The following is a 23,379-nucleotide window of genomic DNA, read 5'->3' on the forward strand; positions in this document are numbered from 1 at the left end:
TTTATTAAATTATATTATTAAGGCAGCAAAAATATGATTGTGAAGAATTTCGTAAAAATTTTGTCAAATCTCTTGAAAACGTATTGATTGGACTAGTCCATTGTGCTATTATATAATTAATGGATTAGTCCATTAATCCATTAATCTAACTTGGGAGGGTGATTAAAATAAATATAGTAATAAGCAAAAAGAGTGGAGTACCACTATATTTGCAGGTTAAGAAGCAAATAATGGATCAAGTAAGAGATGGCTCTCTCAAGGTAGGCTACAAGATGCCTACAGAAAGAGAATTATCGGAAACTTTAAAAGTGAGCAGAAATACAGTGAGTTCTGCCTACAAAGAGTTAGAAAAAGAGGGAGTAATAAGGTCCTATCAAGGTAAAGGAACCTTTGTAGCAGAAGAGGCCAAGCCTTGGAAGGCTCAAAATATTAAGGACAAAATAATGAAGTTTGTAGACTTGGGGCTAGAAGAAGCTATAGAAACAGGCATGGATGTAGAAGAGTTTCTTGAACTAGTGACAGATAGAGTAAGAGAAAAAATAGAACTAATGAACAGAGTGGTTGCAGTCTATGTAGAATGCAATGTAGAACAATCAAAGATGTTTAGTAAGCAGTTAAAGGATATAACAAACATGAATGTGATTCCTTTAACAATTGGTGATTTAAAGCATATGAATTCGGAAGTAGTAGATACCATAGAAAAGTCTCAAGTGGTAATAGCTACTTTTAACCATGTAAATGAAGTGTCCAGGCTTTTGAAGGATTTTGATAAAGAAATACTGGGTGTAGCTATAAATGCAGATTTAGAGACCATAGTAAGAATAGCAAGATATCCCGCTCATACAAAGTTTGGATTTTTGTGCATATCGGAAGAATTTATGTTTAAAATTCAAGATGCTTTAGAAAGTGCTGGACTAGGAGATATAGAAATAGAGTTTTCAAATACCCAGAATAATGAAGAAATAAAAAGAATTGTAGATAGCTCAGAAGTAATATTGGTTTCTCCAGGGAGATATAAGGAAGTAATAGACTTAAATAAGGATAACAAAGAAGTTATAAAGTTTTTGTATAGTCTAGATGAAGGCTCTGTAAAGGCTTTAAAATCTAAAATGGTGGAATTTAATTATAAGTCTCAATAAATGGATTTATACCTTATAAAACATAAGGTTTATATAAAAATAGATATTTTAAGTTATTTTAGGAGGCATATAAAATGGAAAAAAAGACTTTGGTACTTGGAGTTATAGGTTCAGACTGTCATGCGGTAGGTAACAAAATACTAGACTATGCTTTGACAGATGCAGGCTATGAGGTAATAAATATAGGAGTTTTATCACCACAAGAAGATTTTATAAATGCGGCAGTAGAAACTAATGCACATGCAATCCTAGTATCTTCATTATACGGACATGGAGAAATCGACTGCAGAGGTATGAGAGAAAAATGTGATGAGGCTGGCTTAAAAGGAGTTCTATTATATGTAGGTGGAAATATAGTTGTAGGAAAACAGAACTGGGAAGATGTATATCAAAGATTTAAGAATATGGGCTTTGACAGGGTATTTCCTCCAGGAACCACTGTAGACACTACTATAGAGTGCTTAAAAGAGGATTTAGGCTAAAAGATTTAAAAAATTAATTATTAATGGATGTGAGAAAATGAAGGCATATTTATTAATAGACTTTGGTAGTACCTATACAAAGCTAACAGCGGTAGATATTGAAAATGAAGAGATATTGGCCACTGCGAAAGACATAACTACCATACAAGATGATATAATGATAGGTTTTAACAAAGCCTATGAAAAATTAATGGACCAGTTAAAAGGAAGAGAAGTAAATTTTGTTAAGAAGCTAGCATGCTCTTCAGCGGCTGGCGGACTTAAAATGATCGCCATTGGTCTTGTACCGGAGCTTACAGCAGAGGCGGCTAAAAGAGCAGCCTTAGGAGCTGGTGCTAGGGTAATAAAAACCTACAGTTATGAGTTAACAGAGTTTGAAATTGAAGAGATTAAAAAATCTAATTTAGATATAATACTTTTAGCTGGTGGCACCGATGGAGGAAATAAGGACTGTATAATACATAATGCAAGAATGCTTGTAGAACACGGAGTAAAGCTTCCTGTAGTAGTAGCAGGTAATAAAGTAGCTAATGATGAGATAAATAGAATATTTAAAGACTCAGATATACTTTATTCTATTACAGAAAATGTAATGCCAAAGTTAAATGGGCTAAATGTAGAACCAGCAAGAGAAGAAATAAGAAAAATTTTCATGAGCAGAATAGTAGAAGCTAAAGGACTAAAAAATGCAGAAGACTTTGTAAATGGAATATTAATGCCTACTCCAGCAGCAGTGCTTAAGGCAGCTAGAGTTCTCAGTGAAGGCAGTGACAAGGAAGAGGGTATTGGCGATTTAGTAATAATAGATATAGGAGGAGCCACTACGGATGTTCACTCTATAGCTTCAGGAGAGCCCACAAAGGCAGGAGTAACCCTAAGGGGGTTAGAAGAGCCTTTCGCTAAGAGAACTGTAGAGGGAGATTTAGGTATGAGATATTCAGCCCTATCTCTATGGGAGGCCGCTGGTACTAGAACACTAAGGAAATACTTAAAAAATAAAGAAACAGATGTAGAAGCAAATTGTAGATGTAGAAGCGAAAATATAATGATGGTACCAAAGTCAGAAGAAGAAATTGAATTTGATGAAGCTATGGCCAAGGTAGCTACAGAACTATCCATGGAAAGACATTGTGGTTATGTAGAGTCAGCCTATTCGCCTTTAGGAGTAATATTTACCCAATATGGAAAAGACTTAATGGAAGTTAAATATATGATTGGTACTGGAGGAGTTCTTGTACATAGTGCTAATCCGGGAGACATATTAAAGGCAGGGTCTTTTTCAGCAGAAAATTTAACCTCTTTAAAACCTAGAAATCCAGAATTTTTATTAGATAAAACTTATATTTTATCAGCAATGGGATTGTTATGTGAAGATCTTCCAGATATAGCTGTTAGGATTATGAAAAAATATTTAATTACAATATAAATAAAAAGTTTTTAGTAATTTTAATTTTAAGAAGGGCGGTAAATTAAAGTGGATTTGAAAAATAAAAAGTGGACAGAGGAAGTATTTTTTAAAGAGAGAGAGGCCGTATTAAATCACTGGGCCACAGGTAAAGAAGTAGATTTAAAGGCTGCTATAGATTACTTAAAAAAGGTTCCAGACCATAAGAATTTTTCGAAAAAATTAAGAAAAGCAAAGGAAGAGGGAGTAACTCTAGCACAACCAAGAGCAGGGGTAGCATTGATTGATGAACATATAGAGCTACTAACTTTCCTTCAAAATGAGGGTGGAGCAGATTTATTACCATCTACAATAGATAGTTATACAAGACAAAATAGATATGATGAATGTGAAATAGGAATAAAAGAAAGTATAGCAGCAGGAAGATCACTTCTTAATGGATTTCCAGGAGTAAACCATGGAGTATCAGGCTGTAAAGCTGTACTTGAAGCAGTAGATTTACCGCTACAAGCTAGACACGGCACACCAGATGCTAGATTACTATCTGAGATAATCCACGCTGCAGGATGGACTTCAAATGAGGGTGGCGGAATATCCTACAATATTCCTTACGCTAAGAGTGTAAGCATAGAAAAGACTTTATTAGATTGGCAATATTGTGATAGATTAGTTGGCTTCTACGAAGAACAAGGAATTAACATAAACAGAGAGCCTTTTGGACCATTAACAGGTACTCTAGTGCCTCCAAGTACCTCTAATGCAGTGGCTATAGTAGAAGCACTACTTGCAGCAGAGCAAGGGGTTAAAAACATTACTGTAGGTTACGGACAATGTGGAAATTTAATTCAAGACGTAGCAGCTATAAGAGCTTTAGAAGAGCAAACTAACGAGTATTTAAAAGCTTATGGCTATAACGATGTATATGTTACTACTGTATTCCACCAATGGATGGGCGGTTTCCCAGCAGATGAAGCAAAGGCTTTTGGAGTAATATCCACAGGAGCAGCAGCTGCAGCCCTAGCTGGAGCTACAAAGGTTATAGTTAAGACTCCTCATGAAGCTATAGGAATACCAACAAAAGAAGCCAATGCCATGGGAATAAAAGCTACAAAGATGACTTTAAATCTATTAAGAGGTCAAAAGCTTCCTATGTCAAAAGAGCTAGAAACAGAAATTGCTATAATAAAAGCAGAAACAAAATGCATGGTAGATATGCTATTTGAACTTGGAAAAGGAGATTTAGCTATAGGAACTGTAAAAGGTTTTGAAGCTGGAATTATAGATATACCATTTGCTCCAAGTAGATTTAACTATGGTAAGATGATGCCTGCAAGAGATAATAACGGAGCTGTTAGATATCTTAAGTTTGGAAATATACCATTTACGAAAGAATTAAAAGATTTTAACATAAAAAAATTAGAAGATAGAGCTAAATTTGAAGGAAGAGAAATAGGCTTCCAAATGACAGTAGACGATATATTTGCTGTAGGTAAGGGAGTCCTTGTAGGAAGACCAGAGAAAAAATAATTATATAAACATAAATTTAAGAAAGAAGGTCAATATTATGAAAATCATAGACGTAGTTTGTTCATCTGGAAGAACAGGATTCTATTTTGACGATCAAAGAGCTATAAAAAACGGTGCTGCTCATGATGGTTTTACATATGTAGGAGAACCTGTAACAGAAGGCTTTAAGGCCGTTAGACAAGCAGGGGAATCCATATCCGTTATGTTTATTTTAGAAGATGGTCAAGTAGCTCATGGAGATTGCGCTGCAGTTCAATACTCTGGAGCCGGCGGAAGAGATCCCTTATTTTTAGCAGAAGATTTTATACCTGTTATTGAAAAAGAAATAGCTCCAAAGCTAATAGGAAGAGAGTTAACAAGCTTTAAGGCCTTAGCTGAAGAGTTTGACAAAATGGAGATAAACGGAAAAAGATTACATACTGCTATAAGATACGGAATCACACAAGCTATATTAGATGCAGTAGCTAAAGCTAGAAAAATAACTATGGCAGAAGTAGTTAAAGATGAATATAATACTGGAGTAGAAATAAAAAGAATTCCAATCTTCACTCAATCCGGTGATGACAGATACAATAACTCGGATAAGATGATAATAAAAGGCGCAGAGGTTATGCCTCATGCCTTAATAAACAATGTTAAGGAAAAGCTAGGAGAAAGAGGAGAAAAGCTATTAGAATACGTTAAATGGTTAAGTAACAGAGTATTACAATTAAGACGTTCAGAGAACTATAACCCAGTATTCCATATAGATGTTTATGGAACTATAGGAGTAGCCTTCAATTATGATATAAATGCTATGGCAGATTATTTAAAAGAACTAGAAGAAGCAGCAAAGCCATTCCATTTAAGAATAGAAGGACCAATGGACGTAGACCATAGAGAGAGACAAATGGAAGCTTTAAGAGATTTAACTTTAGAATTAGAAAAGAGAGATATAAACGTAGAACTTGTAGCAGATGAGTGGTGCAACACCTATGAAGACGTAGTGTTCTTTGCTGATAATAAATCAGGACATATGCTTCAAATAAAGACTCCTGACTTAGGTGGAGTAAATAATATTATAGAAGCTATACTTTACTGCAAGAAAAAAGGAGTAGGAGCATACTGCGGAGGTACTTGCAACGAAACTAACAGATCAGCAGAGGTATGTACAAATATAGCACTAGCTTGCGGAGCGGATCAATGCCTAGCTAAACCAGGTATGGGCGTGGACGAAGGATATATGATCGTTAACAATGAAATGAACAGAGTAATTGCCCTTGTTAACAGAAGAAATAAATAGGTATAATATATGAGAGGCAGTTTAATATAACTGCCTCTATTTTCAAAAATAAGAATAAAGGAGTGTTAATTATGAAAGAAATACAAGTATCTGAAATAATCAAGGCCGTAAGAGATTTATGCATAGATTCAAATTACTATTTATCAGAGGATATAAGAAGCAGACTTAAGGAAGCCTATGAAAAAGAAACTTGGGCTATAGCAAAGGATATATTAGATAAAATAATTATCAATGCTGATATTGCTAAGAATGAAAGAATGCCTATGTGCCAAGATACTGGAATGACCTGCGTATTTATAGAATTAGGTCAAGAAGTTCATGTAGTAGGTGGTTCTTTAGAAGAAGCTATAAATGAAGGTGTAAGACAGGGCTATGCAGAAGGCTATTTAAGAAAATCCGTGGTGAAGGATCCTCTAGACAGAGTAAACACAAAAGATAATACTCCAGCGGTTATATACTATGATATAGTTCCAGGAGATAAGCTAAAAATCACTGTGGCTCCTAAGGGCTTTGGTTCAGAAAACATGAGCCAGCTAAAGATGTTAAGACCAGCAGATGGAGTAGAAGGCATCAAGAATTTCGTGCTAGAAGTTGTAAAAAAAGCAGGTCCTAATCCTTGCCCTCCTATAGTTGTAGGTGTAGGTATTGGGGGAACCTTTGACAAGGCCGCTAATTTGGCTAAGAGAGCTTTAATAAGACCAACAGAGGAGAGAAATGCTAATCCTTACTATGCAGAATTAGAAAAAGAGCTATTACAAAAGATTAATGAATTAGGTATAGGACCTCAAGGATTTGGAGGAAGAAGTACTGCTTTATCTGTAAACATTGAAACCTATGCCACTCATATAGCAGGATTGCCTGTGGCTGTAAATATTAACTGTCATGCTACAAGACATGCGGAAATTGAATTATAGGAGGAAGAGATTATGGAAAAGAGAATTACTACTCCATTAACAGAAGATAAGGTAAAGAATTTAAAAGCAGGAGATAGCGTACTGATAACAGGTACTATATATACTGCAAGAGATGCAGCTCATAAAAGATTGGTGGAGCTGTTAGATAAAGGAGAAGAGCTACCTATAGATGTTAAAGATGCTATAATATATTATGTAGGACCAACTCCAGCAAAGCCTGGTATGGCTTTAGGTTCTGCTGGTCCAACTACTAGCTATAGAATGGATCCTTATTCAGCAAAATTATTAGATAGAGGCTTAAAGGGCATGATAGGCAAGGGCCTAAGAGGAGAAGAGGTAGTAGAATCCATCATTAAAAATAAAGCTGTGTATTTTGCAGCTATTGGTGGTGCTGCTGCTTTAATAGGAAAATCCATAGATCAAGCTGAATTAGTAGCTTATGAAGATTTAGGAGCAGAAGCTATAAGAAAGCTTGAGGTAGTGGATTTACCCGTAGTAGTAGTTATTGATAGTGAAGGAAATAATCTATATGAAATAGGTCAAAAGCAATATTTAGATAGTTTAAAATAACGAGGTGAGAAGTTTGAAAATAACTAAGGTAGCTAAAGCTGGAACTTTGGAATCTAATGATATTTTGATTATGGTGTATCCTAATGAAGAGGATAAAGTAAAAATAGAATTAGAGAGTATAGTTATGAAGCAGTTTGGTGATCAAATCATTGAGGTTATAGAAGATAAATTAAAAGAAATGGGAATAAAGGCTGTAACTCTAAAGGCTCAGGATAAAGGAGCTTTAGATTATACCATTGGAGCTAGAGTAGAAACTGCTATTAAGAGAGCGTTATAGTACAGAGGAGGTAACCCTTAAATGAAAGATTTAAGAAGAACTATGCTTTTTATGCCAGGAAATAATCCTGGCATGCTTCAAAATGCTGCTATTATGGGAGCAGATTCCATAATTCTTGATTTAGAGGATGCAGTAAGCTTAACGGAAAAGGATAGTGCTAGAATTTTAGTTAGAGAAGCTATAAAAAATATCGATTATTCAGAAGTAGAAGTAGTGGTTAGAATAAACCCTTTAGATACAGAGTTTGGTCCAGAGGACATAGATACCATAGCTAGAGTTAAACCGGATACCATAATGGTACCTAAGGCAGATGAATCAGAAATACGCCTTGCGGATGAAATACTATCAAAGGTGGAGAGAGAAGAAGGCTTTGAGGAAGGAAGCATAAAAATAATAGCCCTCATAGAGACTGCTTATGGCTTAGAAAATGTATATAATGTTATAAAGGCATCTTCGAGAGTATCAGGAGTGTTACTAGGAGGAGAAGACCTAACCGCAGATATGGGTATCAAAAGAACAAAGGAAGGGGAAGAGATATTCTATGCAAGGAATAGAGTAGCTACTGCTTGCAGAGCCAGCAGAATCCATGCTATTGATACCCCTTTTACAGATACCAATGACATGGAAGGATTAGAGAAGGATACCTTTAAAGCTAAAGGCTTAGGTATGACAGGTAAGTCAGCTATAAATCCAAGACAGATCGACGTGATCCATAGCGTTTTTGCTCCCACAGCAGCAGAGATAAAGCATGCTCAAAGAGTGCTTCAAGCTATGGAAGAGGCTAAAAAAGAAGGTAAGGGTGTGTTTTCCTTAGATGGAAAAATGGTGGATGCCCCCATTATAAATAGAGCCAAAACTACAGTTCAACTAGCTAAATTGCTAGGGCTAGTTTAGAATAGAGGTGAATATTATGAAAAATGCAGTAGGTAGAGAGATACCTGAGTATATAGAAGGATATGGAGAAGTGGTGCCTTTTCAAGGAGCTTTTGCTAATCCTAGAGTTAAGAAAAAAATAGGTGTGAAAGAAACCGCCGTGGACCCTTCAGAAGTAAAGGTTCTAAACTCCATTGATGAAGCTTTAGATAAAGTGAATATAAAAGATGGAATGACTCTTTCCTTTCATCACCATTTAAGAAATGGAGATTATGTGCTTAACATGGTGCTAGAGAGGGCGGCAGAGAGAGGAATTAAAGATTTGACTATAGCAGCAAGCTCCATATTCCCCACTCACGCTCCTTTAGTAGAGCATATAAAAAATGGTGTGGTAACAAAGGTAGTAGCTAGCTACATCTCTGGACCAGTGGCTAGAGCCATATCCAGTGGATTATTAAAGCACCCTGCAGTACTTCAAACTCATGGAGGAAGAGGAAGAGCTATTGAAAGTGGAGATTTACATATAGATATAGCCTTTGTGGCAGCACCTACCGCAGATACCTATGGAAACATAAACGGATTATATGGTAAATCTGCTTGTGGAGCTCTAGGCTATGCTGTGGCAGACTGCGAATATGCAGATAATGTAATAGCAATTACGGATAATTTAGTACCTTATCCAACCTGCCCTATAGAAATAAGCCAAATATATATAGATTATATAGTGAAGGTAGATTCCATTGGAAATCCTGAAGGCATTGTGTCAGGAACTACTCAAATAACTAAGGATCCAGTGGGACTTAGAATAGCTAAGATGGCTGCAGGAGTAATGAAGGCTTCTGGCTTAGTAAAAAGTGAAATGTCCTTCCAAACCGGAGCAGGTGGTATATCCCTAGCTGTAGCGCAGGAATTAAAAGAGATTATGGAGAAGGAAGATATACAAGGAAGCTTTGCTTCAGGAGGAATCACAGGATATATAGTAGATATGTTCAGAGAAGGACTCTTTAGATATCTATTTGATGTTCAATGCTTTGATTTAAAGGCTGTAGAATCCTATTCAGAAACTCATAAGCATCAAAGAATGTCAGCCTCTATGTATGGAAATCCTCATAACAAAGGTGCTGTAGTAAACAATCTAGATATAGTAATCCTAGGAGCTACAGAAATAGATACGGACTTTAATGTTAATGTAGCTACAGGATCTGATGGAATGATAATGGGAGGCTCAGGAGGGCATAGTGATACTGCTGCTGGAGCTAAGCTTACCATAATAGTTTCAAATTTGATGAAGGCTAGATTGCCAGTAATAAAGGATAAGGTTACTACCATAACCACACCAGGAGAGAGCATAGATGTTTTGGTTACTGAAAGAGGTATTGCCATAAATCCGAAAAGAACAGATTTAATAGAGAAGCTAAAAGAAACTAATTTACCTATAATGACCATAGAGGAATTAAAGGCTATCTCTGAAAAATTAACAGGAAAGCCTAGAGAAATAGAAACCACTGATGAAGTTGTAGCTGTAGTAGAATATAGAGATGGAACGGTTATTGATGTAATTAAAAAGATAAAAGGATAGGTGATTTACCAAATGTATGGATTGCAGATTGAAGAGGTTAATCTTTTTGATAAAGAAGAAGTAAAAAAGGTAGGCGAATTTTTAAAGGATTTTGAGCTAAACTATGAACAGGATATAGATTATACCTTAGTAGCAAAAAATGGAGAAGAGATTGTAGGAACCTGCTCCAAAGCAAAAAATATTTTAAAGTGCTTTGCCATAGCTCCTAAGCTAAGAGGCGAGGGATTAACTGCCACCTTGATTACCTCACTGATCAATAAGCTTTTTGAACAGGGGATATATCATAGCTTTATTTTTACTAAGCCTAGCAATAAGGATATATTTACATCCTTAAACTATAAGGTTTTATATGAGGCAGAAGAGGCTATACTCTTAGAAAGCGGCATATACGACATAAATAGTTACCTAGATAAGCTTATAAAAAAAGAGAATATTGATGTAAATACCTCTAAAGCAGCCCTAGTAATGAACTGCAATCCTTTTACAGAAGGTCATAAATATTTAATTGAGAAAGCTTCAGAAACTTCAGAGGAAGTGCTGGTTTTTATGGTAGAAGAGGATAAATCCCTATTCCCCTTTAATACCAGATATCAATTAGTTAAAGAAGGGGTAAAACACCTATCTAATGTAAAGGTAATAAGAGGGGGAGAATACATCATATCCTCTGCCACTTTCCCCTCTTACTTTTTAAGAAAAGAAGATGAAAGGCTAAGAGCCTATACTAAAATAGATGCGGGCATCTTTGGAAAATATTTTTGCTCTAAGTTAAATATTAAAAAGAGGTTAGTAGGAGAAGAACCTTATTGCAATGTCACTAATGCATATAATGAAGCGCTAAAAAAAGAATTGATAAAGTATGGTGTAGAACTTATAATTATAGAAAGAAAGATCAAGGATGAACTAGCCATTAGTGCATCCAGAGTTAGAAATCTTATAAAAGAAGGATCTTTGGATAAGATAAAGTTATTGGTTCCAAAGGTTACTTGGGATTTCCTAAACACCCCAGAAGGAAAGGAGATAGTGGAGAAGATAAAGCAAAGTAATTCTCCACATTGATAATGACATATACGCCCAAAGAAATATTAGAGGAAAGAGAAAAAAGAGTTCATTTTCAAAAGAAACTTATGGATAGGTTTGAAATGAGCTTGGTAAGCATAAGAGCTAACTATCCAGGAATTAATAAGGATAACTATATAACTAATGAAATTGTTCAAACCATGGATAAAATTGTTTCAGATATAATGTATACTTCTTTAGAGTTTAAGCTAAATAGAAGTACTGCTGAAGGACCCACAATTACTATGATGATTAACAAAGATCCTATTGAAATAAAAAAATTAATGATACAGGTGGAAGAAAAACATCCCTTAGGGAGGTTTGTAGATATAGATGTTTATAATCCTAAAGATTACAGCAGTATAGGAAGAGGAGAATTGGGATATGGGCCAAGACCCTGCTTTTTATGCGAGGAATCCGCTCAAATCTGTGCTAGAAGCAAGAAGCATTCTATACTGGAAATTATAGCTCATATTGAAAAAGCCTATAAAAATTATAAAGAGAAGAAATATTAAATATTATATGCATAGTAGATAAGAATTACGTAAACTTAATTTATACATGTTCCAAAATCACAGTTTTAAGTGGTTATGGTGCATGCATAAATTAGTAGTTGAAGTTGTTTATCTAATAATACAGGAGTGATAAGGTGGACAAAAATCTTAAAATTAAATTATACATATTTGGAGTGTTAGCTTTAGTTGGAATTTTTATAATTTCCTATACTGCTATAGAAAACAGAGAAAAAATTACTAAATTAGAAGCACAGCAAAATCAGCAGCTAAAAGAAAAGCAAAATGAGATGAAGCTGGAGCAAGATAAGGCTCAAAAGGAAGAGGAAGATAGAAAAAAGAGAGAGCAGGAACTAAAGGATAAATATGAAAGAAGCTTTGAGGCCTTTCATGGTAAAAAGTATAATTTAGCCATTCAGCTTTCAGATGAAATATTAGCAGTTGATCCTAACTATTATATGGCTCTTAACGTAAAGGGTATAGCCCTATGTTATTCAAAGAATTTCGAAGATGGTATGTCCTTTATAGATAAGGCCTTAGCTATAAAGCCCGACTATGGCTATGCTAGATTTAACAAAGCCCTAGCTTATGAGCTTTTTGGTAAATATGAAGAGTCTTTAACTTGGTATGATAAGGCTCTAGAGGTAGAGGATTATGTTTGGAGCTATTATGGAAAAGCCAGTATCTATGGCCGTAAGGGTGATATAACAAATACGGTAAAATATTTAAAGAAAGCCATAGAAATGAATCCAGAAGTAAAGAATATAGCTAAAACTGAGGAAGACTTTAATCCTGTAAGAAATTCTAAGGAGTTTAAAGCCTTGATGGAATAATAGTAAATCATGAGGAGATAAATAAATGGCAAAAAAGATTACCATGGCAGATGGTAGAACCATAGAAGTTGAATGCTTAAGCTGTGCTATTACTTCAGGTTTAATTGAACCTGCTGGTGGAACCATTATTGAAACTGAGAATTTTCATGCTCATCAGGATGTGGCCTATCCAGTGCCAGGTCTAGTCATTGTAGCTTCTAAAAGACATATACACTGCTTAGATGAATTAACCGAAAGTGAATTAATAGAATGTATAAACTTAGTTCAAGCCATTAGAAAAGCTCAAAGAGATGAGCTTGGCATTGAATATGTTTATTATTTTTATAATGAAGATACCACTCATCATTTTCATTTATGGATGGTTCCTAGATATGAATGGATGAATGAATTTGGCAGGTCCGTTGAATCTTTAAGGCCAGTACTGCTACACGCAAGAAATAAAATGAATAATAAAGAAAATTTAGATAAGGTCTTTAAGAATATAGATTTATTAAGAAATGCTTTAAAGAATTATAAAAGATAGAGTTCATGTATATTGTGAACTCTATTTTTTTATAGAATGAAAATGTAAGCATGTATACTTCTAAATAACATGCTTATCTTTCGGATACATAGCTAAAAGATTTTAAAATTACAAAAGCAATATATATTTAGCTATGTAAAATAATTGAAGTATGCTAGGGGATATTTTATAATAAAGTATAGGAATAATTGTATTAAAAAGCGAAACAAGGGAAGTCAGATGGTTTCCTTAAAAATTAATATATTTATAGCGCTATATATTAGCTGTATACCTTTGCTACGATTACATGAATAATTCTTTGAGGAGGTGAAGAATAAATGCTAATAAGAATTATATTGCGAAATAGTCTCGATCAAAGTTTATCCCATGCAGAGTAAGGTGTAGTAATACTATTTCTGTGTGGGAGTTATAGATTTACTATCTGCTGAACTCTGCAAATTGTTTATGAACTAATAAACAAGGAGTGGATATTATGAAATACTTAAATGCAGCAGAAGTATTACCCGAACATTTGCTAATGGAAATTCAAAAACATATAAAAGGTAAAGTTCTATATATACCAACTGGTGATGAGCGTATAGCATGGGGAGAAAAGAATGGTTCTAAAAGTTATTTCGAAGATAGAAATAAAGAAATCAAGCAGCAATATCAAGATGGTTATAGTCTAGAACAAATATCTCATAATTATGGATTAGCATATGATACGGTGCGTAAAATTATATATAAAAAATAAAAAGATGAGGGCTTGGATGTTTCAAGGCCCTTTTTCATTATGGGTACAGAATGATTATATATAAAATTGGAATATATACTATATTGATATAAGTATATAATGGTAGCAAAGGGGGCTATATTTATGTCAGTACAGTTTAGAAATTATACAAAACAAGCAGGCATTACAGAAGATTATCATAAGGTTAGGAATTTTTTTATAAGATTAGGATATGCAGAATTCACATATACAAGATGGGATTGGATGGCAACACATGGGTACTTAGACAAATCTGCTGTAGGTAGAATCGGTATATGGGAAGAGGATGAACAAATCGTAGGAGTAGCGACCTTTGATTGCCAATTAGGAGACGCATTTTGCTTAACTTTTCCAGAATATGCTTTCTTGAAAAAAGAGATGTTACTATATGCAAAAGATAATCTTTCTAAGGATGGAAAATTTGGTATTGTCATTGCAGATGCTGACTTAAAATTTCAAGATATTGCAGCAAACTTAGGGCTCATCGCTACTGATCAGAAAGAAAGTGATGCTATTTTTTATTTAGATAAGACATCTACAGAATACCGTTTGCCAGAGGGATTTCATATCACTACCATGGAGGAAACCTTTGATCCATACCAATATTTGCGCGTGCTATGGAAAGGATTTAACCACGAGTTGAATGGTGAAGGAGAATTTCAGTTTTCGAAAGAAAAGGAAGAGCTGTGCAAAGAAGAAATGATTCGTCCTAATGTTGACTTGAATTTAAAGGTAGCTGCCGTCGCTCCAGATGGAAATTTTGCTGCCTATTGTGGAATGTGGTATGACCCAGAAGCAGGTTATGCAGTGATAGAACCCGTAGCTACAGATCCTCAATATAGAAAAATGGGATTGGGGAAAGCTGTAGTTTTAGAAGGAATTAGACGTGTTGGAGAACTTGGAGCAAAGACGGCTTTAGTAGGCTCCTCGCAGCAGTTCTATTACAGTATTGGATTACGTCCGTTCAGTACTGCTACCATATGGAGAGAAAAATAAAAAGTAACAATAAGTATGAAAAGAGGAATTATTCTATTTAATTATATGAGAGGTAAAAAAATGCAGTCAATAGATTATATGAATATTAGTAGAGAAACCCAGAGGCTTATAATCCGCACAACGATGGAAGAGGATTTTGAGATAATCAGAGATGGTCTAAAGAGGCAGAAAGCAAAGCAAAACAAGTATGATGATGAAGAACTTGAACTCGCAGATGTTTTTACAGAAGATTTCTATAAAAGAACTGTAGATACTTTGATCCAACACGCAAAAAGCGATAAGGCTTATGAGTTTCGCGTCTTTAAAAAATCCGATGGAAGTTATATTGGCGGCGTTATAATAAAAACTATTTTGCGAAGGAACTTTCAGTGGGCGGAGGTTGGGTATTGGCTGCTCAATCAACATTGGGGTAATGGTTATGGAAGTGAGATGGCGAAGGGTGCAATTGATATAGCTTTTAATGAACTTTGCTTTCATCGTTTAGAGGCACATATCAATTTGGATAATGTTGCTTCTCAAAAGACAGCAGAGAGGGCAGGAATGAAGTTGGAGTGTATACGGAAAGGATTTATATTTGAATCTGATACATGGACAGATAACATGATTTATGTAATAAATAATGCAGATTTGTCAGCATTATAAACGGATTCAATAAGCGTATCTATTGTATATTATATTCGTCTATTAGACTTGTATAATTTCATAAGATATAATAGGCTTATTAAAGATGCTTCATACTTATAAATAAATTTAACATAAAGATTATTTATTTAGATAACAGGAGGTCGTAAAATGATTATCGCAATTAAGATAGCCTTCTAAAATAAGTCAACGAAACTTTTTAGGAGGCTAAAATTATGAAATTTAATTTAATTGATATTGAACATTGGAACAGAAAACCATATTTTGAACACTATTTGAATTCTGTTAGGTGCACTTATAGCATGACAGCAAATATAGAAATAACAAATTTATTGCATGATATTAAACTTAAAAAACTTAAACTGTATCCAACACTTATTTATATCATTGCAACTGTGGTTAATAATCATGAGGAATTCCGCACTTGTTTTTATGAAAACGGTAATTTAGGATACTGGGATAGTATGAGTCCAAGTTATACTATCTTTCATAAGGATAACGAAACATTTTCAGAAATCTGGTCAGAATATGACGAAAGTTTTTCATGTTTTTACAGTAAGTATCTTGATGATATTAAAAACTATGGAGATATTATGAGGTTTACTCCGAAATTGAATGAACCAGCCAATACATTTCCTATATCCTGCATACCTTGGGTGAGTTTTACTGGGTTTAATTTGAATGTATACAATGATGGAAGATATTTAGTTCCTATTTTTACTATTGGTAAATATTTTGAACAGAATAATAAAATATTTATTCCTATGTCCATACAGGTCCACCATGCAGTTTGTGATGGTTACCATACCAGCAGATTTATTAATGAGGTACAAGAATTAGCATTAAATTCTCAAACATGGTTAAGACATAAATAGGAATATTAGATAGTTGTGGTTAGATTGTATTATCCTTATAAATCGAAACAAGGGAAGTCAGATGGCTTCCCTTAAAAATTAACTATTAACACTAAAGAAGTTAAATAGTCATAAGTTTAGTTTACATTTTAAACCATATTAATGACTAATCCCATAACTCCAGAGGCTGCTACCACATAAAATATATTTACTTTATATTTCCACATGGCTATAAATCCCGCTATAGCAATGAGGATAGTCCAAGGGTCAATGAGAGCTTTGGGAACTAAGTTAAGTAAAGCTGCTAGTATACTGCCAATAACAGAGGCATTGACTCCTTTTAATAATCCCTTTATCCAAGGGATATTTTTTATTTTTTTGAGGTAAGGCGCGCTGCCAAGTATAAATATAAAAGATGGTAAAAATATGGCTAAGGCAGCTATGAAGGCTCCAAATATGTTTGCTATCTTATAGCCTATAAAGGCCGCAGTTATCACTACTGGCCCTGGGGTAATTTGTCCTAAGGCAATACCAGCTAAAAATTCTTCCTTTGTAAGCCAAGCAAGCTTTTCCACTACTTCTGCCTCTATAAAAGGTATAATAACTAGTCCACCACCATATATAAAGGCTCCTACCTTAAAGAAGAATAAGAAAAGAGGCAGCAGCAAAGAATTAAGTTTACTGCTGTTTTTCTGAAAGCCATAATATATGAATATGCCAGCTATGACTGATATAGTCATCACTAAGATCATATTTACTTTACCGAAATATATAGCAATAGCGCTTATTATAAAAATTATAAAAGCTGTACTGTCTTCTATAGATTTTTTACCCATTTTATAAAGGGATATACCTATTAAAGAGATAACCACAGCATTTATACCATAAAGCATACTTTTTAATTGAGGCAAGGTTCCATAAGAAAAATATAGAAAGCTAAGCAAGGTAATGATTATAAAGGAAGGAAGAACAAAGCCAATGCCAGCTAAAACACCGCCCATTAATCCTCCTCTTAAATATCCTATGTAAATACCTAACTGAGTAGAAGCAGGACCAGGGAGTATATTGCAAACGGCCAAGCCTTCTAAAAACTCCTCTTTAGAAACCCATTTTCTTTTCTCAACTAACTCCTCATCCATCATAGCTATATGAGCCATGGGCCCTCCAAAGCCCAAAAATCCGATCTTTAAAAAATAAGATAATATCTCTTTCATTATATTCACTTCCTTTCACTAAAAGATAAGGTCAAAATGTAATTAATCCTTAACCGTCCCCAAAGACAAAGCTAAAATGTGAAATTAGTTGTTAACCGTCCCCAAGGAGTAGTATAATATATTTAATATCGTAATTCGTTATCGTTATTCGTTATAGAAATTGTACATAAATAAATTTAAACTGTAAATACAAATTACATAGAATTAACATTGATTATCCTAGAGGAATTTAAAATTTAATTATTATAGGGATATTTTAGATTGAGTATATAGAGGAGGATTAACTATGTTTAATTTAGAAAATGTAAGCTATAAAAACATCCTAAAGGTGAATAAGCTAGAAATACCAAAAAATAAAACCACCTGTATAGTAGGAGAAAGCGGCAGCGGGAAAACCACATTGTTAAAATTATTGAATAGGATGATAAATCCAGAAGGGGGACGGTTAACATTTAAAGGAACAAATCTAAAGGACTTAAACCCCATAGAACTGCGAAGAGAGGTAGTTATGCTTCCTCAAACACCTATAATATATGAAGGAAGCATAAGAGATAATTTAATCAAGGGCATTATATTTAGTGAGAAGGACTTGCCTTCAGAGGAAAAGCTAAAATCTGTGATGGAATTTCTTAATATAAATAAGGATATTCATGAGGATTGCAGCAATTTGTCCGGTGGGGAAAAGCAGAGGATTGCTATTGGAAGAATTATATTGATGGAGCCAGAGGTGTTTTTACTAGATGAGCCTTCTTCAGCTTTAGATCAAGATAGTGAAACCAAGGTAATAGAATATATTAAAACCTATTGTAGAGACCATGGGAAAACCTTAATCATGGTAACTCATTCAAAGACTGTGGCTAATACTTTTGCTGATAATGTAATACATATTAAAAATGGGAGAGTAGTAGAAGAGGAGGGTAAGTAGCATGAATGGAGTTATAGATTTAGGTGTGTTTCAAATGGTGGCAGCCTATTTATTTGTAGTATTACTTTTATTCATTGTAAGAGTTAAAGGAATAAAAAGGGAAAAAGAAATAATAATATCTACCATAAGAATGACGTTACAACTGATTTTGACTGGCTATGTACTTATATATTTGTTCGACAATATAAATATGATTTATACCTTATTAGTTATAATTGTTATGGAGATATTTTCAATATATAATATATTTAAAAGAAGTAAGCTAATACTTACTAAATCACTAAAAAAGGTTATTGCATTATCCATGATCTCAGGTACCTTATTTAGTTTGATATATTTTATATTGGTAGTAGTGAATATAAGACCTTGGTATGATCCTAGGTATTTTATTCCTATTGCTGGAATGTTAATAGGTAACTCTATGACTGGCATATCTTTAGGGGCAACTAAACTAGTTGAAGGTTTTAAAGTTCAAAAGCCTATGATAGAAAATTCCTTGATGCTTGGGGCTACTCCAAAGGATGCCTGTAAGCACATAGTAGATAATGCCTTTGACTCTGCAATATTGCCTACAATAAACTCCATGGTAGGTATGGGTATAGTTTTTTTACCAGGCATGATGACAGGTCAAATACTTTCAGGTACATCACCCTTGTTAGCTATTCAGTATCAGATTGCTATAATGCTTGGAATATTAGGCAGCGTATCACTAACAGTTATTTTATTTGTACAGTTAGGATATAAATCATTTTTTAATAAGGAACAACAATTAAACATTTGAAAGTAGGAAGAACTAATGCAAGATAAAGTATTAAGAAAACTATTTTTAGGCTTTATGCAGATTCATATACTGCATCATGCAAAGAAAGAACCCTTTTTCGGCTCATGGATGATAGAAGAGTTAGGAGAGCATGGTTATAGTGTAAGCCCTGGAACTCTATATCCAATACTTCATAATTTAGAAGAGGATGGGTTATTGATAAAGGAAGATAGAGTAATAGAGGGCAAGGTTAGAAAATACTATTCTATTACAGATAATGGTATAGAGGTGCTGGAAGAAGCGAGAAAAAAGGCTTGGGAGCTATTTAAGGAGATAAAGTAATAAAGGTCAGCAGTAAAAATTGCTGGCCTTTGCTCATTTGTGATTTGATATGAGTGAATATGATTAATTTTTATGAAAACGTATTGACAATTGATTGAATTAGCTATAAAATTAAAACAAACAATCACAAATGATTGCATTCAATCATAAATGAGCAAATCAAATATAATGAGAAAGAGTGGGATTAATATGTTTGCTCAAGAGAGACAAGAAAAAATAGCGGAAATATTAAAAGAGAGAAGTAGTATAAAGGTAACAGAAATAGCTAATACTTTTAAAGTTTCAGAATCAACCATAAGACGGGACTTGCAGGAGATGGAGGAGATGAAGCTCTTGACCAGAACTCATGGGGGAGCTGTAGGAGTAAATAGAACTAGCTTTGAACCATCTTTTACTGATAAAAGAGAAGAGCATAGTAATGAAAAGGCTCATATCGCAGAAATAGCCAGCAGCATCATTGAAGATGGAGATACTATAATACTAGATTCAGGTACTACCACCTTAGAAATTGCTAGAAGGCTAAAGGCTAGAAACATAACGGTAATAACAAATTCTATAGATATAGCCTCTGAATTGTCTGAAAAGGAGTCCATAGAAACCATAGTAACAGGCGGAAGCTTAAGACTTACCACTAGGGCAATGGTGGGACACATAACTGAGGGAGTATTAAGAAATTTTAGAGTAGACAAGGCTTTTATAGGAGCCAATGGTATTTCTATAGAGGATGGAATAACTACTCCAAATCATGTAGAAGCACAAACTAAAAAGGCTATGATGAATTCTGCTAGCAAAGTCATAGTGGTAGCAGATAGTTCAAAGTTTAATAAGGTGTGTTTCTCAGTCATATGTCCTATAAGGGCGGTTACAGCCATAATAACTAGTAATGATTTAGAGGAAGATGTAATAAAATCCTACGAAGAAATCGGAGTAGATGTGATAACAAAACATAGATAAACAACTTCAACTATTAATTTATAAATGCACCATAATGGCTTAAAGATTTCCATTTTGGTACATTTATAAATTAAGTTTACGTAGTGTTTATCTATAGATAAGGTGGTGAAGGCATGGTAATAACAGTAACCTTGAATCCCGCTATGGACAAGACTTTGCTAATAGAAAATTTAACTCTAGGAACAGTTAATAGAGTAGATTCTCTTAGATATGATATAGGTGGAAAAGGCATCAATGTATCAAAGGTTCTAAAGAATTTTGGCATAGACTCTATATGCACTGGTTTTCTAGGCGGAATTTGGGAAGATATCTTTAAAAAAGAGCTAGATAAAAGAGGAATAAAGCACAATTTTATTTCTATAAAAGGGAATACTAGGACTAACACAAAAATTGTAGATATAGATAATAAGGTATACACGGATATAAATGAGCCAGGACCACACATAACCAAAGAAGAATTAAATGAGTTTATAAATATGTTTAGAGGTATGTGCCAGAAAGAGGATATAGTAATTCTCGCAGGAGGAGTAGGGCCTTCTATACCTAAGAATATATATGGTACATTAACTGCTATAGCAAAAGGTAATGGGGCTAGGGTTATACTAGATGCAGAAGGCGAGCTTCTGGAAGAGGGGATAAGGGAAAAGCCTCATGTTATAAAACCTAACGAGCATGAACTTAAAATGTTACTCAATATAGATATTAAGGATAAGAAAGATATATTAAAGGGCGCAAAATGCATAAGAGATTTAGGGATAGAAAGAGTTCTTGTATCTCTAGGAGAAAAAGGAGCTATGTACGTTACAGAAGAGGATGATTTGGAAGCTCAAGGGCTTAAAGTACCAGTAAAAGGTACTGTAGGGGCTGGAGATTCCATGGTGGCGGCTTTAGTTTACAGTATGGTTAACAAACTAAATGCAAAGGAAACTTTAGCTTTTGCACAAGCCTCTGGAGCAGCTTCAGTGATGCTAGAGGGTACAGAAGCCTGTACAATAGAACAGGTAAAATCACTGCTAAACCAAGCAGAATTAGGCATTAGGGAGGTAGTATGATGAATACTAAGGATATGTTCTCAAAAGAAAGAGTAAAATTCAATCTAACTTCTTCAAGCAAGATGGAAGTTATAGAGGAATTAATAGATATTTTAATTCAGGACGGAAAGATATTAGACAAAGAAGAGTTTAAAAGGGCAGTACTAAAAAGGGAAGAGGAGTTTTCAACAGGTATTGGAATGGGCATAGCAATACCTCATGGTAAGAGCAAGGCTGTAAAAGAAGCCTCCATAGCCTTTGGTAGAAGTACTGATGGAATAGAATATGAATCCATGGATGATAAACCAGCTCATCTGCTCTTTTTAATAGCAGTACCGGAAGAATCTAGCGATTTACATCTTAGAGCCTTAAGCGAAATATCAAGGAAGCTAATGCACGCAGACATAAGAGAGAACTTATTAAAATGCAATAACTTTGAAGAGTTTATAAAGATATTTGAATAAGCTTTATAAAGCAATAAAGTTTATAAGCTGTTTTATAATAAAGTAAGTTAACTCTAAATGAAACAGCTTAATATAAAAAATAAAGGGGAGGAAAGGATATGAAATTATTAGCTGTAACATCTTGCCCAACGGGCATTGCTCACACTTATATGGCGGCAGAAGCACTTCAAATGGCAGCTAAGGAAATGGGACATGAAATAAAGGTAGAGACTCAGGGATCTGTAGGGGCGGAAAACGTTTTAACTAGTGAAGATATAAAAGAAGCTCATGCAATAATTTTAGCGGTGGATACTAATGTGGATAAAAGCAGATTTGTAGGACTTACTGTGGTAGAAGCTTCAGTTAAAGATGCTATAAAAGACGCAAAATCCTTAATCAATAGAGCTTTGGAAGCAAAAAGTAAGTTAACTCTCACCGAAGAAGTGGCTAAATCAAAAGCAGAAGAAAAGGAAAGTAGAACAGGAGTATATAAGCACCTAATGACAGGAGTATCCTTCATGATTCCTTTTGTAGTGGCTGGTGGATTATTAATAGCCTTCTCCTTCGCTTTTGGAATTAAAGCCTTTGAACAAGAAGGAACCTTAGCAGCAGCGTTATTTAAGATGGGAGCTCAAGGGGCATTTAGCTTTATGGTTCCAATATTATCAGGATATATTGCATATTCTATAGCTGACAGACCAGGATTAGTGCCAGGTATGGTAGGCGGCTTCTTAGCAGGCAATTTAGGGGCAGGTTTCTTAGGTGGATTACTAGCAGGTTTTCTTGCGGGTTATACTGTTTATTATTTGAAGAAATATATAAAATTACCTAAATCTATGGAAGGGTTAATGCCAGTACTTGTATTGCCTGTTCTATCAACATTAATTGTAGGTCTTATAATGATTTATATTTTAGGGAGTCCAATAAAGGCAATAAACGATGGCTTAACTAGCTGGTTAAAAGGCTTAAGCGGAACTAATGCCGTCTTACTTGGAGCTATAATAGGTCTAATGATGGCTTTTGATATGGGAGGTCCAGTGAACAAAGCAGCTTATACCTTTGGAGCAGCCACCATTGCAGCAGGACAACCATCCACCATAATGGCCGCAGTTATGGCAGCAGGTATGGTACCACCTCTTGGTATCGCTCTCGCTACTGTAATAGCTAAAAACAAATTTACACCACAGGAAAGAGAAGCAGGTAAGGCAGCTTGGGCACTAGGAATTTCCTTTATAACAGAAGGAGCTATACCTTTTGCAGCTGCAGATCCATTAAGAGTTATACCATCCATAATGGTTGGTTCAGCAGTAACAGGAGCTTTGTCCATGCTATTTAAGTGTACCTTAGCAGTGCCTCATGGTGGAATATTTGTATTACCTATACCAAATGCAGTGGGAAATTTAGCAATGTATGTGGTAGCTATAATAGTAGGAACTGTAGTATCAGGATTCATGTTATCAGCTCTTAAGAAGAATGTAGAATAAAGTATAGTATT

General features: G+C 34.6%; 26 protein-coding genes. 25 read left to right on the forward strand and 1 reads right to left on the reverse strand.

Going from position 1 to position 23,379, the window contains the following annotated elements; translation table 11 throughout:
• Window positions 1–158 precede the first annotated feature (158 nt).
• The 18 genes from BN2665_RS18075 (at window position 159) to catA (ending at window position 16,236) form a co-directional block, all read left to right on the forward strand.
• Window positions 159–1,139: a GntR family transcriptional regulator gene (locus BN2665_RS18075; RefSeq protein WP_055668527.1), complete on the forward strand. Its 981-nt coding sequence runs from the start codon at window positions 159–161 to the stop codon at window positions 1,137–1,139.
• Window positions 1,140–1,213: 74 nt separating this feature from the next.
• Window positions 1,214–1,621, forward strand: a complete 408-nt coding sequence (gene glmS, locus BN2665_RS18080) for a methylaspartate mutase subunit S (protein WP_055668528.1) — start codon at window positions 1,214–1,216, stop codon at window positions 1,619–1,621.
• A 37-nt stretch (window positions 1,622–1,658) separates the two neighbouring features.
• Window positions 1,659–3,047, forward strand: a complete 1,389-nt coding sequence (gene glmL / locus BN2665_RS18085) for a methylaspartate mutase accessory protein GlmL (protein ID WP_055668529.1) — start codon at window positions 1,659–1,661, stop codon at window positions 3,045–3,047.
• Between the two features lie 48 nt (window positions 3,048–3,095).
• On the forward strand, window positions 3,096–4,553 hold the full coding sequence (locus tag BN2665_RS18090) for a methylaspartate mutase subunit E (protein WP_055668530.1): 1,458 nt from the start codon (window positions 3,096–3,098) through the stop codon (window positions 4,551–4,553).
• A gap of 37 nt (window positions 4,554–4,590) precedes the next feature.
• Window positions 4,591–5,835 (forward strand): methylaspartate ammonia-lyase, encoded by a 1,245-nt coding sequence (locus BN2665_RS18095; protein ID WP_055668531.1) that lies wholly within the window; start codon window positions 4,591–4,593, stop codon window positions 5,833–5,835.
• A 71-nt stretch (window positions 5,836–5,906) separates the two neighbouring features.
• Window positions 5,907–6,749 (forward strand): fumarate hydratase, encoded by an 843-nt coding sequence (locus BN2665_RS18100; RefSeq protein ID WP_055668532.1) that lies wholly within the window; start codon window positions 5,907–5,909, stop codon window positions 6,747–6,749.
• 12 nt (window positions 6,750–6,761) lie between these two features.
• Window positions 6,762–7,319 (forward strand): Fe-S-containing hydro-lyase, encoded by a 558-nt coding sequence (locus BN2665_RS18105; RefSeq protein WP_055668533.1) that lies wholly within the window; start codon window positions 6,762–6,764, stop codon window positions 7,317–7,319.
• A 13-nt stretch (window positions 7,320–7,332) separates the two neighbouring features.
• Window positions 7,333–7,596, forward strand: coding sequence for a citrate lyase acyl carrier protein (gene citD, locus BN2665_RS18110; protein WP_055668534.1), 264 nt, complete (start codon window positions 7,333–7,335; stop codon window positions 7,594–7,596).
• A 21-nt stretch (window positions 7,597–7,617) separates the two neighbouring features.
• The gene (locus BN2665_RS18115) at window positions 7,618–8,490 is read left to right on the forward strand and encodes an HpcH/HpaI aldolase/citrate lyase family protein (RefSeq protein WP_055668535.1); all 873 of its coding nucleotides are present in this window, start codon (window positions 7,618–7,620) and stop codon (window positions 8,488–8,490) included.
• 16 nt (window positions 8,491–8,506) lie between these two features.
• Window positions 8,507–10,048: a citrate lyase subunit alpha gene (gene citF / locus BN2665_RS18120; protein WP_055668536.1), complete on the forward strand. Its 1,542-nt coding sequence runs from the start codon at window positions 8,507–8,509 to the stop codon at window positions 10,046–10,048.
• 12 nt (window positions 10,049–10,060) lie between these two features.
• Window positions 10,061–11,104, forward strand: coding sequence for a [citrate (pro-3S)-lyase] ligase (gene citC, locus BN2665_RS18125; RefSeq protein ID WP_055668537.1), 1,044 nt, complete (start codon window positions 10,061–10,063; stop codon window positions 11,102–11,104).
• 2 nt (window positions 11,105–11,106) lie between these two features.
• Window positions 11,107–11,619, forward strand: coding sequence for a citrate lyase holo-[acyl-carrier protein] synthase (gene citX, locus BN2665_RS18130; RefSeq protein WP_055668538.1), 513 nt, complete (start codon window positions 11,107–11,109; stop codon window positions 11,617–11,619).
• Between the two features lie 134 nt (window positions 11,620–11,753).
• Entirely contained in the window at window positions 11,754–12,449 is a 696-nt protein-coding gene (locus BN2665_RS18135) for a tetratricopeptide repeat protein (protein ID WP_055668539.1), read from the forward strand.
• Window positions 12,450–12,474: 25 nt separating this feature from the next.
• Window positions 12,475–12,972 carry an HIT family protein gene (locus tag BN2665_RS18140; RefSeq protein WP_055668540.1) on the forward strand — a complete coding sequence of 166 codons (498 nt, stop codon included), beginning with the start codon at window positions 12,475–12,477 and terminating at the stop codon, window positions 12,970–12,972.
• Between the two features lie 472 nt (window positions 12,973–13,444).
• Complete coding sequence (locus BN2665_RS18145; protein ID WP_055668541.1) at window positions 13,445–13,705, forward strand: CD3324 family protein; 261 nt, start codon at window positions 13,445–13,447, stop codon at window positions 13,703–13,705.
• Window positions 13,706–13,828: 123 nt separating this feature from the next.
• Window positions 13,829–14,719 carry a GNAT family N-acetyltransferase gene (locus BN2665_RS18150; RefSeq protein WP_055668542.1) on the forward strand — a complete coding sequence of 297 codons (891 nt, stop codon included), beginning with the start codon at window positions 13,829–13,831 and terminating at the stop codon, window positions 14,717–14,719.
• 60 nt (window positions 14,720–14,779) lie between these two features.
• Window positions 14,780–15,361 carry a GNAT family N-acetyltransferase gene (locus BN2665_RS18155; RefSeq protein ID WP_055668543.1) on the forward strand — a complete coding sequence of 194 codons (582 nt, stop codon included), beginning with the start codon at window positions 14,780–14,782 and terminating at the stop codon, window positions 15,359–15,361.
• A 215-nt stretch (window positions 15,362–15,576) separates the two neighbouring features.
• Window positions 15,577–16,236, forward strand: a complete 660-nt coding sequence (gene catA, locus BN2665_RS18160) for a type A chloramphenicol O-acetyltransferase (RefSeq protein WP_055668544.1) — start codon at window positions 15,577–15,579, stop codon at window positions 16,234–16,236.
• Between the two features lie 128 nt (window positions 16,237–16,364).
• On the opposite strand, the gene chrA is transcribed toward catA, so the two are convergent.
• A complete protein-coding gene (gene chrA / locus BN2665_RS18165; protein ID WP_055668545.1) occupies window positions 16,365–17,429 on the reverse strand; it encodes a chromate efflux transporter in 1,065 nt (354 codons plus the stop codon).
• Between the two features lie 286 nt (window positions 17,430–17,715).
• Between chrA and BN2665_RS18170 the strand changes: the two genes are divergently transcribed.
• From BN2665_RS18170 to BN2665_RS18200, 7 genes are all read left to right on the forward strand, one after another.
• Window positions 17,716–18,354, forward strand: coding sequence for an ABC transporter ATP-binding protein (locus BN2665_RS18170; RefSeq protein WP_055668546.1), 639 nt, complete (start codon window positions 17,716–17,718; stop codon window positions 18,352–18,354).
• A gap of 1 nt (window position 18,355) precedes the next feature.
• Complete coding sequence (locus tag BN2665_RS18175; RefSeq protein ID WP_055668547.1) at window positions 18,356–19,135, forward strand: ABC transporter permease; 780 nt, start codon at window positions 18,356–18,358, stop codon at window positions 19,133–19,135.
• A 15-nt stretch (window positions 19,136–19,150) separates the two neighbouring features.
• Window positions 19,151–19,456, forward strand: coding sequence for a PadR family transcriptional regulator (locus BN2665_RS18180; protein WP_055668548.1), 306 nt, complete (start codon window positions 19,151–19,153; stop codon window positions 19,454–19,456).
• A gap of 189 nt (window positions 19,457–19,645) precedes the next feature.
• Window positions 19,646–20,410, forward strand: coding sequence for a DeoR/GlpR family DNA-binding transcription regulator (locus BN2665_RS18185; RefSeq protein ID WP_055668549.1), 765 nt, complete (start codon window positions 19,646–19,648; stop codon window positions 20,408–20,410).
• A gap of 113 nt (window positions 20,411–20,523) precedes the next feature.
• Complete coding sequence (pfkB, locus tag BN2665_RS18190) at window positions 20,524–21,462, forward strand: 1-phosphofructokinase (protein ID WP_055668550.1); 939 nt, start codon at window positions 20,524–20,526, stop codon at window positions 21,460–21,462.
• The gene (locus BN2665_RS18195; protein ID WP_055668551.1) at window positions 21,462–21,905 is read left to right on the forward strand and encodes a PTS sugar transporter subunit IIA; all 444 of its coding nucleotides are present in this window, start codon (window positions 21,462–21,464) and stop codon (window positions 21,903–21,905) included. Before pfkB ends, BN2665_RS18195 begins: the two co-directional genes overlap by 1 nt.
• A gap of 98 nt (window positions 21,906–22,003) precedes the next feature.
• Complete coding sequence (locus BN2665_RS18200; RefSeq protein WP_055668552.1) at window positions 22,004–23,368, forward strand: PTS fructose transporter subunit IIC; 1,365 nt, start codon at window positions 22,004–22,006, stop codon at window positions 23,366–23,368.
• Window positions 23,369–23,379 lie beyond the last annotated feature (11 nt).

The sequence above is a fragment of the Desnuesiella massiliensis genome (assembly GCF_001403615.1).
GTDB lineage: Bacteria > Bacillota > Clostridia > Clostridiales > Clostridiaceae > Desnuesiella > Desnuesiella massiliensis.